Genomic DNA, 14790 nt, shown 5'->3' with positions numbered 1-14790 from the left:
TTTAAGCCTCGCAATAATTTGTTAGGGATTATTTATTTAAAATGAATGTTAATTTGATTGCATTCCTTAAAAAATACCGAACTCCAGCTAAAATCGTAATATTACTATCAATAGTGTATGTTTTAAGTTTTTTGCTAATTGATTTTTATGGTAAAAAATTTATAATAAAGACTGTAAAGGAACAAACTTCAAGAAAAGTAGATATAAGTAGTTTTCATGTAAACCCATTTACTACAGCATGCTCTATTAATGACATGGTTATTTATGAAGAGGATGAGAAGACGCCATTTCTTTCTATTAAAAATCTTACTATTGACGCTTTATTTTTTTCATTATTTAGTGATGATCTACACATATCCGAAATTTCAATAAATGGATTAAATGTTAAAATAATTCAGGGAACAAATGAGATTAATATAGATGATCTAAGAGAATCCGCGGAAAGGATTTTAACTGAAAATGGATCTGAGAAAATAAAATATAAAAATATTCGTGTAGATAATTTAGTTTTTAAAGAGGGGAAGATTGAGTATAGAAATACGCTTTTTAATGGTCAGGCAGGCATTCTTGATATAAATCTTAATGTTAAAAATAATCCCTATGATGTGAATGAATATCTCTTATCGGGGAACTGTCAGTCTGTAACAGGAGGAGATATTGAGTTTTCCGGAGTTTTTAACCAGTCCACAGGTGTTTATAATAATAAATTTATTGTAAGTGAGTTTAAGATAGGTTTTTTGACACCATTTATTGACAAGGCGTTATATGCTAAAGAATTAAATGGTAGGATGGATTTTAAAATTTCTTTAGGTGGTAATATTGATTCTCTTGTTTCAGAAGCTAGTGGGGTTTTTCATCTCTATGATTTTTCAATTGAAGGAGAAAATGATATTGAATTAACAGCCTTTGATGAAATAGAATTAGAAGTGGATACAATCTCCGCTTATCAGGGGCAATATCATATATCTAAAATCAAAATTAATAAGCCTTCAATGGGAATATACAGGGTTAGATCAGGAAATAATATCATTAGAAAGTTTTCTATGGATATGCTAACAACTTCCAATTTTGATTCTTTAATAACTCTGAAACATCCTGATCCGGATAGTTTAATTATCCATTATGATAAACTAGATTATATTCATAGTGCTTATCTGAAATATTACAATAATCTATATATTAATATTAATGATGTGATCAAGCAGTTTTCTTTTAAAGAGTTAAGATTAGATAGTTTTAATGTTGATAAAGGAAGATTAGAATATAATGATTATTCCTCTGATGAACCTTTCCATTTGTTATTAGCTGAAGGTATGGCTAAAATGGATTCATTTAACTCCAATAAGGATGATTCTCATTTATTTTTTGATGCACAAATGAATTATTCAGGACAATTGTCAGGTACTGTTGTATTCAAATCTTTAAAAGACAGGAGATTTTATGTATCACATAAGATTAAGGATATAAAGATAGTTGACTTTTCACCTTTTACAGAGTTTTATATTGACCAGCCATTTTGGGATGGTGTAATTAATCTTCAGGCAGAAACGGAAATAGAGAATGACTACATGAATAGCATCAATGAGGTAGTTATTTCACATTTGGAGGTAGGGGAAAAGATCCATGGGGCAAAAAATAAAAAGATTCCTTCCAAATTTGCTGTAGGATTAATGAAGGATGTAAAAGGAGAGGTGAGATTATCTATTCCAATCAAGGGTAAAGTAGGGCACCCTGAGACAGATTTTATACCAAACGTAGGTAAAGTAGTCAAAGATCTGATTGTAAAAACAGCGGCGACACCTGTAAAATTGATATCAAAGCCATTTAAAAATAATTTAAATAATCTCCATGAGATCAAATTCAATTATTTGGATAGCGTTATATCTGCGAAACAGAAAAAAGAGCTAAATGCCATTTCAAAATTATTGAAAAAAGATGGGGTCAAAATCCAATTAATCCATATCTATAATAAAGACTGGGAAGCGAGACAGTATGCATTGTTTCAATTAAAAAATCTTTATTATAAACAAAGGATAAATAGTGAATCAGATCTAACCTTAATTGATACCTTAAAAATTGTTAGTATAGGAAAAATGGATCCTGATTTCAATAAATTCGTTTCAGATTTGATGCAACTAGATGGTATCATATATAATCCTGAAGAAGTAGCTTTAAATTATTTAGGTAAAGAAAAAATATATTCAATAGTTAATTCATTAAAGGATGCCAGGGAGATTAATACTATGAATTATTTAGCAATGAAATCTGGTATTGGTAAAAAAGAAAGTAGATATTTTATTACCTATCAGGATGAAAAGGAAACTAAAAAATATCAGGATAGACCAAGTTTTAAGGTGGTTATTCACACAGGTAAATGATTTGAAATAGGAATTAATCTAGTTACGTAAAAAAAATAGTTAATAAAAAATTGTATTTTTCTTCATTCGTAATCTGATAATTAGGATTTTTGTGCCAGAATTGAACCAGGGTCTAATGATGTATTACGTGACTGCATTTTTTTATTATTTATTTATAAAACCGCTATCCTTATTACCACTAAGAGTTCTATACATACTATCTGATTTTTTATTTCTGCTATTGTATCATCTTATTGGTTATCGAAAAGAAGTAGTTTTCGGTAATATGAAAAGGGTTTTTTCAGATAAATCAGAAAAAGAGATAGAGACTATTGCTAAAGAGTTTTACAGGCATTTTTGTGATCTGATAATAGAAAGTCTAAAATTATTTAGCATTTCAAAGAAAGAAGTGATTGAGCGATGTAAAATTGTTAATCCTGAAGTTTTAAATAGATATTTTGAAAAGGGTAGAGATGTTTCTCTTGTTTGTGCCCACCATAATAATTGGGAAATGGCTGCAGTTGCATTTCCACCACAAGTTGGGGATGGTTTGATTTCTGTAATTTATTCTCCCTTATCTAATAAATTTTTTGATAAGGTGATTCAGGAATCAAGATCAAAATATGGAATGTATTTAATTCCAAAAAAAGATGTATTGAAGTTTTTTACATCTAAAAAAGATAAACCTACAATGATTGCCTTTGCAGCTGACCAATCCCCACAATGGTCAAATAAAAACGTTTACTGGATGGATTTTCTTGGTCAGGAAACCGCTGTTATGTACGGAACAGAAAGGTATTCAACCAGGTATGATTATTCCGTTGTCTATCTGCATATTAAAAAGGTTAAACGGGGATATTATGAGCTTACATTTGAAGATTTAATAGAGGATCCAAAAGCCACAGAGAAAGGTGAGATAACCGAAAAATACACCAGACTTATGGAACAAGATATTTATGATCAACCTGCATATTGGTTATGGACTCATAAGAGGTGGAAAAAGAAACGTTCCGAAGATCAAGCTTAGATATTCTAATACATTATTCATAAATAATTTTTTTAATGTTTAAAACTTATTTCGCAGGTCAATTATGCATAGCGATTATAATCACATTGATTTGTGGACATCCTGCTTTGGCACAAAATCAGGATACAACATCAACTGCTGATGATAAAGAATTAAAAAGAGGGAAATTATATATCACTCCTTTACCTGCGATTGCATCCAATCCAACTTCCGGGTTTATTTATGGTGTTGCAGCATCTGCCGGTATGTATCTTGGAGAACCAGAAGACACACGGATATCTTCTGCTTTTCTTGCTTTTACTTATTCAACAAAAGAACAGCTGGCTCTTATATTAAAGAGTAATGTCTTTTCAAATCAAGAAAAATGGAATCTGTTAGGTGATTGGAGGTATTTGGTTACCAATCAACCTACTTATGGTTTGGGTACAGGGCCTCAAAATGCAAAACCTATTGGGGATGGGATAGTAATAAATGGTATAAGGGGAAGAGCTGATCTTGATGATCAATTAATGTATTTTAATTTGTTCAGGTTCCATGAAACGGCTTTTAGAAAGGTAAAGGATAATTTTTATCTGGGCCTAGGCTATCATTTGGACTACCATTTTAATATCGATGATGTGGAACTTGATTTGAGCACTGATGATGGGGATGGTGTAAAATATACAAGCCATTATAAATATAGTATAGAGAATGGTTTTGATCCGGAAAAATATTGGTTATCAGGAGTTAGTTTAAATGCAGCTTATGATAGCAGGGATAATGCAATTAACCCGTATTCCGGTATGTATTCTTTACTCACTTTCAGGATTAATCCAGAGTTCTTGGGAAGTGATGCTAATTCAACGAGCCTCTGGGCAGAATATCGTAATTATTACAATCTGTCGAAGAGGAGGCCACGACATTTACTTGCATTATGGGTTTTCACACATATTCAAACAAGTGGAACGCATCCTTATATGAATCTTCCAGCGATTGGCTGGGATGTTTATGGCAGGTCAGGAAGAGCATATACTCAAGGAAGGTTCAGGGGTGAAAAGATTGGTTATGCCGAACTTGAATACAGAGTTCCACTTCCACCGATAATTAAAAAGTATCCCGAATTATTTGGCCTGGTAGCTTTCGTTAATGCAACGACTGCAACCAGTAAACCTGCAGGCATCCAATTTATGGAGTATATAGATCCAGCTGCCGGAGTAGGATTAAGGTTTATGCTTAATACCAAAAGCAGAGCTAATGTTACCATAGATTATGCGTGGGGCAGGTATGGTGAAAGGGGATTGTACTTTAATTTAAATGAAACTTTCTAAACCATGTACAGATCGTCGTAACTGTAAATGTGTTTTTGAAGTTTCCATTTAACCCATTCAATAATTTCCGGATGCTTATCATTTTCCAATAAGTTAGTTTCCAGCACTTCTAGTAAATGATCAAACTGATTAATTGTGATTTGCATTGAATCTCCTTTTTTAGGATCAATGATAAAATAATAAAAATCGTATTCTTGCTTCTTTTTATAATCCGTCAGTTTTATTAAAAGTAAATGTTCACTTTTCCAACAATTTATTTGATCCATAACTCTCTTTTTTTGCAAAATTGGTGACTGAACATTAATAAACAGGAAATTTAATGTTGTAAATACTTTATCAATTTCCATTTTATATTAAGTGTTTGCTTTATTAAATAAATAGGCTTTTAGGGTAAAATGAATTAAGAATACTTAATACTGTTCTTAATAAATTTATTTTAGATTCTATATTACAATATTTATATTGTAACTTATGTTGCTAATATTTTCATATTCCAGACTATAGTTTAAAAAAGAATATAAACTGTATCTTTGGATTAAAGACATTGATGAATTAAATGGGAAGTATCAGATTTTTTAGGACACAAAATGGGTTTTGTTATTTAAATGATGAGGAGATTATTGTCTCTGATAAGGATAGTGCAAGTATTATCCTTGCCAATGATTTTAAACTGACAAAGACCTTCAATTTACTTTTCTATGGAGTATTTTCTATAGGGATGCTTTTTCTTGCCTATGAATTTTATAAGAGTGGAAAATTAATACCTGTGGGAATATTTACAATGGTCAGCATATATTTTGCTTATGGCCTTTTTGATTGTATTATAAATGTTTCTATAAAGAAGATCCAGAAGAAGAATATTAGTCATGTTTCTTTTCATAAAGGAATTACTGGCCTGACAAGATCGAAATTTGTTATCCATTTTACGGACGAGGAAGATAAAGAGCGAAAACGGAATATTTATTTAGCAGATACTTTATTTAACATGACCGATTATAATCCAGTTATTGACCTATTGAAAGATGCAGGCTATCTGGACGATGATCAATTATAAGGACAGTGCCTGCATTGATTTTTACAGCAATACCCTTTTTTCAAATGAAAATATTCCGTAAAAACCATTAAACCATTTTCATTATAATAGTCTAATCCCTCTATAAGCTTATTTTTATTCCAAAGCGGATCTTTTAATATATTTTCTAATTCGCCTGCTTTGATTGATTTAATTTTTTGATCCAATTCATTAAATAAGCATTGCCAGCAAGTATGAGGTTTAAGTTTTAATGTTTCCTCAATATTCTCCGGAAATTTTCTTTTTAGAGGATTAAATATATTATTCCTGCACTCAGGACAAATTTGATTAGCCATTTAGAAAAGACGATATTTTTATTCAAAAATATTCATTAATTCTTATTCCAACCTAATAATCTCTATATCTGGTTTAAACAAAGTAAAAAAACCAAGTCCATTTATGACATTACTTTTGTAATTGATGGGTTCGGACAATTCATCAATCAATATTAGTCTTTGGCTATCTTTCTGTTTTAAATAATCGAAGTAACTTTTTTCAATATTGGATAGAGATACTAAAATGGTGTCATTTGGGGCAAAGTCCTCAAATGGAATGGTAAAAGAACTGGATATAATATGTTCAGATGAATCTGAATTGTCTTCAATTAATTCAACATAAGGAGATTGCAGTAAATAATAATCAGATGATACCTTTTGAGTATTTATCATATAATAATTCTTCCCTAAAGGGTCATTAATTGTAAACTCAATATTAAGTAAAGTATCAAATTCAGTATATAGTAAAGTTGTTTCAAGTTCAGAAAAACTAATTTTTTCCATTAAGGTAGCTTCAGCTTTGACTGAATCCTGACTGTAAGGATCTAAAAAACTTAATTTATATATATTCCCTTCCTTTTCGGGAATCTCAGGATTGAAATAAACCCCCTCGAGGTATTCTGTGAGAAGAAATTGCTGATTATTTGTGGTGATCATAATTTCCAGATCTTCTACAAGAAGAGATTGAATAAGTGAATGGATATTATCTCCTGAAACCCTTGATTCTACTGTGAAATTTTGAGTAATTATCAGATTGAGGAAAGTTTCATTAAAGTTTACTGAAGTTATAACCGGTTGCTTTTTAAGAGTTGGTATGTTATCTACCTCAAGAGGTTCCGGTAAGCAACCTTGAATAACCAAAATTAATATGAAGCAAATTAATGTTCTCATTTCAAAATTTTGCATTAAAAGTTAATGAAGGTAAAAATCCAAGAAGTCCAGGTTGTTCATATTTATAATTTTTATTTTCCTCATCATAGACTACATCGATTGCCACAGGTGATGTCCTATTATATATATTATAAAGGTTTAACTTAACTGACCAATCAAATTTATTTTTATTTGTGTGATCATAAGTTATGCTCAGGTCTAACCTATGACTATCATTTAGCTTTACACTATTTCTATCAGGATATTGAGGCGTGAGACTAACTCCTGTAGAAGAGGAATTTATCATAGCATAATATCCAAGAATAGGAGTGAACCGTGCACCACTTAAATATTCCCAGAGCACAGAAACTGACCATCTATCATTGAATGAGTATTGGTTTACAAATATTAAGTTATGACGACGGTCATATCTTGATCGGAAGGATTTCCCGTTATTAATCTCTTTGAAATTTCTGTTAGACCAGGATAATGTATAAGATAAATTTCCGAGCCATTTACCTTCATTCTTTTGAATAAATAATTCCCATCCATACGAATTTCCAAATCCCTGGACCAACTTTGATTCAAAATCGTTACTTAAAGTTAAGTTTGTGCCTTCCTCAAATTCTATAAGATTTTTCATGTACTTATAATAAATTCCTGATTTTACCACAAAAGGAAGACTTCCTGGATTCCATGATGTGCCAAAAGTTATTTGATCTGATTTTTGCGGTTTGATTGACTTGGTAACTGGATACCACAGGTCAGTAGGTAACGTGAACGCATTACTGGAAACTCGGTGCAGATACTGAACCATTCTTGAATATGTCAGGTTCAATGTCATTCTATTATTGACTTGATAATTAAGACTAAACCTGGGTTCAGGATTGAAATAGAATATATTTTTAGACAAGATGATGTTGCTCAACCTCAATCCAATGTCAATTTTTAATTTATTAAAATGGTATTCACCTGTACCATATATTGACCATTCGGGTACTTCTCTTGATTTTCCTTTTGACGAAGAAATAAAATCAGAGATTTCTCCGGATGTGTTTAAGAGGTTAGGAGAGATATCATGATTGATTATTTCATATCCAAACTCTGTTTTAATTTTATTATTGATTGTATAAACTAAGTTATGTTTTATACCATATTCCTTAATATCTGAAACGGCAGATAGCGAATTGTCTTCAAATTGGCTATTGATCTTATATTTGAATTCTGTGTAATATATATTAAGTATACTTAATAAATTTTGATTTAGATTTCCTCTAATTGATAGGGTGTGGGTGAAATTTTGAAGAACAAAATCCGTTTTATTAGTTGAGGAAGTATCATTTCGGTTTCTTCTTAATTTCATAATATCTTCTCCCATATAAAAATGATACTGTGCGGAGAATCTTTTATTAATATTAAAGTCAAATTGTGTATTTACATCAGTAAAATAATAGGGCACTTCTGACGAAAATACTTTTGCTAACTGATCAATATAAGTTCTTCTAACAGCGCCCATAAAACTTAATTTATTTTTAATAACGGGGCCTTCTGCTTTTATTGAAGTAGAAATCGTACCAATATTTAGATTATAATTCCATTCTGATGTGTCTGCTTTCTTAGAGTTAATCGCAATTATGGAGGAAAGTCTTCCTCCGTAATTAGCCGGAAAGCCTCCGGTGTGCATTGTTACATCACCTAATATATCCGGATTGAAAACAGAGAGAAAGCCAAATAAATGCCCGGTAATAAAGACAGGGGCTCCATTGAAAATTATTAAATTCTGGTCAGCATCCCCTCCTCTGACGAATAGGTCTGGCGAGCCCTCGATACCTTTTATTGTACCTGGTAAAATTGTTAATGATTTAATGATATCAGATTCACCAGAAATAGAAGGGAGGTTTTTTATTTGTTGAGCATTTATGGAATATTGATTATTGGAGATTGAATTAATAAATTGCTTTTTATTTATTCTTTCTGCAATAACAGCAACCTCATCCAGATTTGTACTTAAGGGTACCAGATAAATATTGATATCATTCCTATTTATTAAATCTTTGATTACCAGTAATTTTTTGGAATATCCAATTGAAGAAATGATGATTGAATCCTCTAATGACTCAAACTCTAATTTGAAATTTCCATTTAAGTCACTAGTGGTTCCTTTATTATTCTTTACAAACCGAATATGAGTATATGGTACCGGGACATTAGATGTTTTATCAATTATTTTACCTTTAACAAAAGAGTCTTGAGCATGCAATATAAAATTGATGCCAGATAATAAAATTATACAAATGAGGAATCGACCAATGTATCCCATTCGTTAAAATTTAAAAGTAAAAAGGTCTGGTATAAAGGTTAGGTCTTATTAATAATTTAACAATAAAAAAGGGCAACTGATAACAGCTGCCCTTATATATTTTTATTGAGATTATTTAATTACTTCCCTGCTGTTGATTATTCTGTCCTAAATTCATTTCATCAAGCTTTTTAAGAACATCCATAAATTCATCAGCCTTTCTGAATCCTGGTACAGGAAAAATCGTTGTCATTTTTTCGTCCATAAAAACAATAGTGGGATATGAATTCACCTTAAAAGATCTGGCAAGACCGACGCCGCTTGCTTGCTGGCCCATAAAGTTAAATGTTTCCTGGCTTTCAGCATCTAGCTTTACAGCATAAAAGTTTTCGTTGACATATTCTACAACTTCAGGATCAGAAAAAGTCTTCTTATCCATTACTTTACACCATCCACACCAATCAGTATAAACATCAAAGAAAATTTTCCTTGGTTCTTCCTTTACTTTAGCTTCAAGTTGTTCAGGAGTCAGCCAGTTTATGTCTGAATCTTGAGCAAACAGGCTATTTATATTTAATGTAAGTGTAAGTGCTAATAGACTAAATAGTAATTTCATGTTATAATAATTTGTTTTTATAACGGGTATAGTTCAAAAAAGATACCAAAGAAAGTCAGATTCCCTGAAGTAAAGTAAGTTTTTTCTTGATTTCTTCAATTATTATAGGTTCAACAGCAATAATTTCTTCAATTTCTCCAATTACTTTCTCAAGTTCCCCTCCATCTGACAGGTGATCCTGTACTTTTTTAGCAAGGTCTCCGTAATGTACTGATCCGAGTGTGTAAAAAGTAGGTTTTATTTTATGAACAGCTTGTTTTGAAGCTTCTGTATCTTTATTGTTAAGGGCAGTCCTTATTTCACTAGTAATCTTAGGTATTTCCTGTATAGAAATATTTAAGATCTCCTTGGTAAAATCAGGATCCTGATATGCAACTTTTCTTACCTGGTTTAAATCTATTAACTCTTTATCAGCCATTTAACTATAATTTTAATACAAATTACAAATTTTATTAAAATTCTCATTCGCTTTTTGACATTATAACCTTCTTATTATACCGATTGGATAAATAAAATACTAATAAAAAGATTGTTCCACTAATTGTTATCATTGCACCGGCAACGGATACATTAAGCAGGAATGCAAGATAATATCCTAATATAGAAGTGATTAACGCTATAATTGTTGTGTAAATAAGCATTTTATTTAACCTTTCTGTGATTAAATAAGCAGTAGCTGGCGGAATAATTATTAATCCGACTACGAGAACTGCTCCGACAGATTCAAAACTGGATACTGCGGTATAGCTGACAAGTCCCATTAATACATAATGCCAGACTATCGGTTTTATTCCGATTGAGTCTGCAAAATCGGGATTAAATGAGGTAATAAGTAACTCCTTGTAAAAACTTAATATAACAATTAATACTATAAATGTATTCAAACCGACAATCCATAGGGCAGTAGGCCCCAAATGAAGGCCACCCTGGGTTACCCAAACATTAAAAGGAATATAAATTATCTCTCCATACAAAACGCATTGTTCATCTATGTCAACATCATCTGCAAATGCAGTAAGTAAAATGATCCCTATAGCAAAAAGGAAAGTAAAGCTATATCCAATTGCTGCATCAACCGGAATTTTACCTTTTCTGGTTAATACTTCAATCATTATAGTCACAAATACTCCTATTACACCAGCGCCTATCATCATGAATATATTTTCCCTGCTACCGGAAAGCATAAATGCAATGACGATTCCTGGCAGTACAGCATGAGAGATCGCATCACCGATCATAGCCATTTTTCTTAGTACTAAAAAGCTACCGAGAATACCACAATTAAATGCGACCAGGAAACCAACTGTTATTATTATCAATGCGTCCATTAAATTTTCTTTTTCCTTGGAATTTTAGCTTTATGTGGATCAGCCTCAGGATAGTCAAGTAGCCTATCTAACTTCGCCTCCAGTTCAGGAGTCAGTACATGTTCTATAGCCTCAGCATCATCATGAACATGATCGGGAGCAATATTAAGATAGGTAGCCAAATAAGCTTCCCATAATCTATGCAGTCTTACAATACGTTGTCCCTCATCAACTCCTTTTTTAGTAAGTTGAATTTGATTGTTTATTTGGTATTCCAAATAACCTTTCTTGTTTAGTCTATTTAATTTATTGAAAAACTCTTTTTTACTTAATGAATATCTATCTGCTGCTTCATTTTTATCGATGCTACATTGGACATTGCCTCTTTTTTCGCAAATCTTATAAAGTAACTTCAGTATGTTTTCATTATGTATTTTTTGCTTATTCTTTCTTTGATTGAACCATTTGCTAATAATTCCAGTTTGTGGTGCTATTAAAAAAGAAATTAGAGCGATGACACTTAATACAACAACCACCCAAGGACCAGTAGGCATTTGAGGAGCGGAGTAGGAGATAAGCACACCAATTCCACCACCTAATCCTGCAATCAAAGAAGAAATAATCAGTAATTTATTGATGTTGTTAGTCCAGAACCTACCAGCTGCAGCTGGTGTGATCACCAAAGCAGACATTAAAACTACGCCTACAGCCTGAATACCGGATACTATTGCCATTACATACAGGCCGGTCATAACCTTATTGATCATTGAAACATTCATTCCGGAAGTATGGGCGAAATCCTCATCAAAAGAAACGATGGTAAATTCTTTCTTCATTAGTAAAACCACAATGATTATAATGACAGAAAGGGCAATAAATAAATTGATGTCTTTTTGAACAAGTGTTGCTGCTTTACCAAAAATAAAATCTTCTAATCCACTTTGTCCTGCGTGACCAGATTGCTGAATAAAAGTCAATAATACGATTCCGATTCCAAAGAAAAATGTTAATACAAACCCGATGGCTGTATCTTTACTTATTTTAGGATGCTCAGACAGCTTTACAACAAGGTACTGGGAAATTATCCCTGATACAAAAGCCCCTGTTAACAAAACAGGCAATGATTTAACCTCAATCAGCATGAAAGCAATCGCCACGCCTGGTAAAACTGAGTGTGAAATAGCATCTCCAATGAGAGCTTTTTTCTGCAAATAGGCAAAGCAACCTATCAATCCGGCAGAGAAACTCAATAAAATACACCCCCAGAGAACATACTGGAGATTAGGGTCTTTCAGAAATGATAGAAATTCGATCATCTGATTACTTTTCTCTTTGTGGCATTTGGTTTTTACTTAATATCTGTCCAACCTCATTAAGGAGTGTCAGTTTTCCTCCATATGTGTCATTAAGATTCTTTTCTATGAATACGTCCTGGGTTTTTCCGCATGCTACCAATCGTTGATTTAACATCATTACCCAATCGAAAAAGTCCATTACAGTTTGAAGGTCGTGGTGAACCACTATAACAGTTTTCCCTTGTTCACCCATTTCTTTCATTAGTTTCAGAATAGCTTTTTCAGTCGAAGCATCAACACCGGCAAATGGTTCGTCCATTAAATAGATATCAGCATCCTGGATCAAAGCCCTGGCAATAAAGACTCGTTGTTGCTGTCCACCACTTAGCTGGGAAATTTGCCTGTCCCTAAATTGATACATATCAACCTTCTCTAATGCCTGTTTTGCTTTTTCTTTATCACTCTTTCCGGGATTTTTAAAAAGGCCAACTTTTTTGTATCGTCCCATTAAGACTACATCAAATACTGTAACAGGAAACTGCCAGTCGACTGATTCCCTTTGAGGTACATAGGCTACTCTTTCCCTCACCTCATCCAGGGGATTATCAAAGAAAAGTATTTTACCACTGGCAGGCTTTAACAGCCCCATCATTGCTTTGATCAATGTACTTTTGCCAGCACCATTGGGGCCTATGATTCCAATTATTTTTCCAGCCGGGAGATGGGCATCGATGTTCCATAATACCGGCTTACGGTTATAGGCAACAACCAGGTCGTGTATTTCAACTGCTGTTTTAGTCATTTGAGTGAATTAACTATTGTGTTAACATTATGTCTCACCATCCCTTCATAGGTTCCTTCCGGAGTACCGGCTGCTCCCATTGCATCAGAAAAGAGAGTTCCTCCAATTTGAACATTATGTCCTTTTTCCCTGCAACCTTCTACCACAGCACGGAGACTTTTTTCAGAAACTGAACTTTCTACGAAAACAGCTTTTATATCATTTTCAGTGATATATTCTGTCAGTCTGCTTATATCCCGAATGCCAGGTTCAGACCGTGTGGATATTCCCTGTAATCCGCGAACCTCTATATTATATGCATCTCCAAAGTATCCGAAGGCATCATGAGCCGTGATCATAACTCTTTGTTGTTCAGGGATGGTAGCTATTGATTCCTTAACCCAGGCATCCAGAGCACTCAGAGCTGAAAGATAATCCTTCGAATTGTTAAGATAGTATTCTTTATTTTCCTCATCTGATTTTATCAATGTGTTTGTAACAATAATAACAGCCTGTTTCCAAAGAGAAACATCAAACCAAATGTGTGGATCATAAACCCCGCCAAAATCTTCGCTTTCTTTTAATAATGATTTTTTTATACCTGAGGAAACAGGAATTACAGGTTTGGAATTGCTTATCTTTTCAAGGGTTTCCTGCATTTTTCCCTCAAGGTGCAATCCATTATAAAAAATGATCTCTGCTTCTCTCATTTTAGAAAGATCGTTTTGTGTCGCCTTATATAAGTGAGGATCTACGCCAGGTCCCATAAGATATTGAGCATTAACCTTTTCTCCGCCTACATTTAAGGCTATATCATAGATCATTCCAGTGGTTGAAAGCACGTTGATCTTATCACTGTTTTCCTTTTTTTCAGTATTACTACAAGAAAAAAGAAAGGCAGAAACAAATAATAAAAATATTAATCGGTTACCCATATATTTTCTGATACTTCTTTTGATACATTTATTTTTTGATCTCCATCAAGTAAAAGCTGCATTGAGTTATCAAATTCCAGCTTGTCTATTGCTTTAAGAGGAGTGCCTATTTTTATGCCTAGCTTACTACAATATTGAAGAAAGGCAGGGTTATCATCAGAAACCGCCACAACTATAGCTTCATTCCCTTCTTCCAGATCCTTTAAGAGTATCTTGGCTTTATCTTTTATAACCCCATACTCGTCCGGAATAGGATCTCCATGTGGGTCAAAGCTTGGGTAGCCGAGGAATTCATCCAGGCGCTTTATAAGCAGGGGAGACTTTATATGTTCCAGCTGTTCTGCTACTTCGTGGACCTCGTCCCAGTTAAACTTTAAATTGTTTACAAGAAAGACCTCCCAAAGTCTATGTTTTCTGATGATCTTTAAGGCTTCTTTTTTACCTTCCTCTGAAATGTTTACTCCCTTATAACGACGGTATTCCACTAATTCTTTCACCGACAGTTTTTTCAACATATCACTTACTGAAGCCGCTTTAGTTTGAAGTGATTCGGCAATAGAATTTGTTGATACCTCATGCTCTCCACCGGAAGAGAGGTGGTAAATAGCTTTAAGATAATTTTCTTCAGTGTAACTAAGCATTTACTTAA

The 14790-nt window shown here is 32.9% G+C and carries 15 protein-coding genes; 4 read left to right on the top strand and 11 right to left on the bottom strand.

Features of this window, described 5'->3' with window-relative positions:
- The first annotated feature begins 41 nt into the window (after window positions 1-41).
- The 3 genes from OO013_RS10330 (at window position 42) to OO013_RS10320 (ending at window position 4691) form a co-directional block, all read left to right on the top strand.
- Window positions 42-2378, top strand: coding sequence for a DUF748 domain-containing protein (locus tag OO013_RS10330; RefSeq protein WP_266056729.1), 2337 nt, complete (start codon window positions 42-44; stop codon window positions 2376-2378).
- A 115-nt stretch (window positions 2379-2493) separates the two neighbouring features.
- Window positions 2494-3384, top strand: a complete 891-nt coding sequence (locus OO013_RS10325; RefSeq protein WP_369414887.1) for a lysophospholipid acyltransferase family protein — start codon at window positions 2494-2496, stop codon at window positions 3382-3384.
- Window positions 3385-3419: 35 nt separating this feature from the next.
- Window positions 3420-4691 carry a BamA/TamA family outer membrane protein gene (locus tag OO013_RS10320; protein WP_266056728.1) on the top strand — a complete coding sequence of 424 codons (1272 nt, stop codon included), beginning with the start codon at window positions 3420-3422 and terminating at the stop codon, window positions 4689-4691.
- Here OO013_RS10320 and OO013_RS10315 read toward each other — a convergent pair.
- Window positions 4688-4957: a hypothetical protein gene (locus OO013_RS10315; protein WP_266056727.1), complete on the bottom strand. Its 270-nt coding sequence runs from the start codon at window positions 4955-4957 to the stop codon at window positions 4688-4690. The two genes, OO013_RS10320 and OO013_RS10315, sit on opposite strands and share 4 nt — an antisense overlap.
- Window positions 4958-5247: 290 nt before the next feature.
- Here OO013_RS10315 and OO013_RS10310 point away from each other — a divergent pair, with 290 nt between their 5' ends.
- Complete coding sequence (locus OO013_RS10310) at window positions 5248-5745, top strand: hypothetical protein (RefSeq protein WP_266056726.1); 498 nt, start codon at window positions 5248-5250, stop codon at window positions 5743-5745.
- Here the strand turns inward: OO013_RS10310 and OO013_RS10305 are convergent.
- The 10 genes from OO013_RS10305 to OO013_RS10260 all read right to left on the bottom strand — a co-directional run bounded on the left by OO013_RS10305 (window position 5736) and on the right by OO013_RS10260 (window position 14782).
- A complete protein-coding gene (locus tag OO013_RS10305) occupies window positions 5736-6059 on the bottom strand; it encodes a C1orf53 family protein (RefSeq protein ID WP_266056725.1) in 324 nt (107 codons plus the stop codon). The genes OO013_RS10310 and OO013_RS10305 overlap by 10 nt on opposite strands.
- A gap of 42 nt (window positions 6060-6101) precedes the next feature.
- Window positions 6102-6929 carry a DUF4249 family protein gene (locus OO013_RS10300; RefSeq protein WP_266056724.1) on the bottom strand — a complete coding sequence of 276 codons (828 nt, stop codon included), beginning with the start codon at window positions 6927-6929 and terminating at the stop codon, window positions 6102-6104.
- 1 nt (window position 6930) lies between these two features.
- A complete protein-coding gene (locus OO013_RS10295) occupies window positions 6931-9228 on the bottom strand; it encodes a TonB-dependent receptor (protein ID WP_266056723.1) in 2298 nt (765 codons plus the stop codon).
- A 115-nt stretch (window positions 9229-9343) separates the two neighbouring features.
- Window positions 9344-9823 carry a thioredoxin family protein gene (locus OO013_RS10290; protein ID WP_266056722.1) on the bottom strand — a complete coding sequence of 160 codons (480 nt, stop codon included), beginning with the start codon at window positions 9821-9823 and terminating at the stop codon, window positions 9344-9346.
- A gap of 55 nt (window positions 9824-9878) precedes the next feature.
- Window positions 9879-10241 carry an Hpt domain-containing protein gene (locus OO013_RS10285; protein ID WP_266056721.1) on the bottom strand — a complete coding sequence of 121 codons (363 nt, stop codon included), beginning with the start codon at window positions 10239-10241 and terminating at the stop codon, window positions 9879-9881.
- Window positions 10242-10284: 43 nt separating this feature from the next.
- Window positions 10285-11151: a metal ABC transporter permease gene (locus OO013_RS10280; protein WP_266056720.1), complete on the bottom strand. Its 867-nt coding sequence runs from the start codon at window positions 11149-11151 to the stop codon at window positions 10285-10287.
- Complete coding sequence (locus OO013_RS10275) at window positions 11151-12446, bottom strand: metal ABC transporter permease (protein ID WP_266056719.1); 1296 nt, start codon at window positions 12444-12446, stop codon at window positions 11151-11153. The genes OO013_RS10280 and OO013_RS10275 overlap by 1 nt, the downstream gene beginning before the upstream one ends.
- 4 nt (window positions 12447-12450) lie before the next feature.
- Entirely contained in the window at window positions 12451-13227 is a 777-nt protein-coding gene (locus OO013_RS10270; RefSeq protein ID WP_266056718.1) for a metal ABC transporter ATP-binding protein, read from the bottom strand.
- A complete protein-coding gene (locus OO013_RS10265; RefSeq protein WP_266056717.1) occupies window positions 13224-14141 on the bottom strand; it encodes a metal ABC transporter solute-binding protein, Zn/Mn family in 918 nt (305 codons plus the stop codon). The genes OO013_RS10270 and OO013_RS10265 overlap by 4 nt, the downstream gene beginning before the upstream one ends.
- Window positions 14126-14782 (bottom strand): metal-dependent transcriptional regulator, encoded by a 657-nt coding sequence (locus OO013_RS10260; RefSeq protein WP_266056716.1) that lies wholly within the window; start codon window positions 14780-14782, stop codon window positions 14126-14128. The genes OO013_RS10265 and OO013_RS10260 overlap by 16 nt, the downstream gene beginning before the upstream one ends.
- Window positions 14783-14790 lie beyond the last annotated feature (8 nt).

The organism is Mangrovivirga halotolerans (genome assembly GCF_026241165.1).
GTDB lineage: Bacteria > Bacteroidota > Bacteroidia > Cytophagales > Cyclobacteriaceae > Mangrovivirga > Mangrovivirga halotolerans.
Note: the sequence above shows the minus strand (reverse complement) of the source record. Positions and strands in the feature narration are given on the sequence as shown.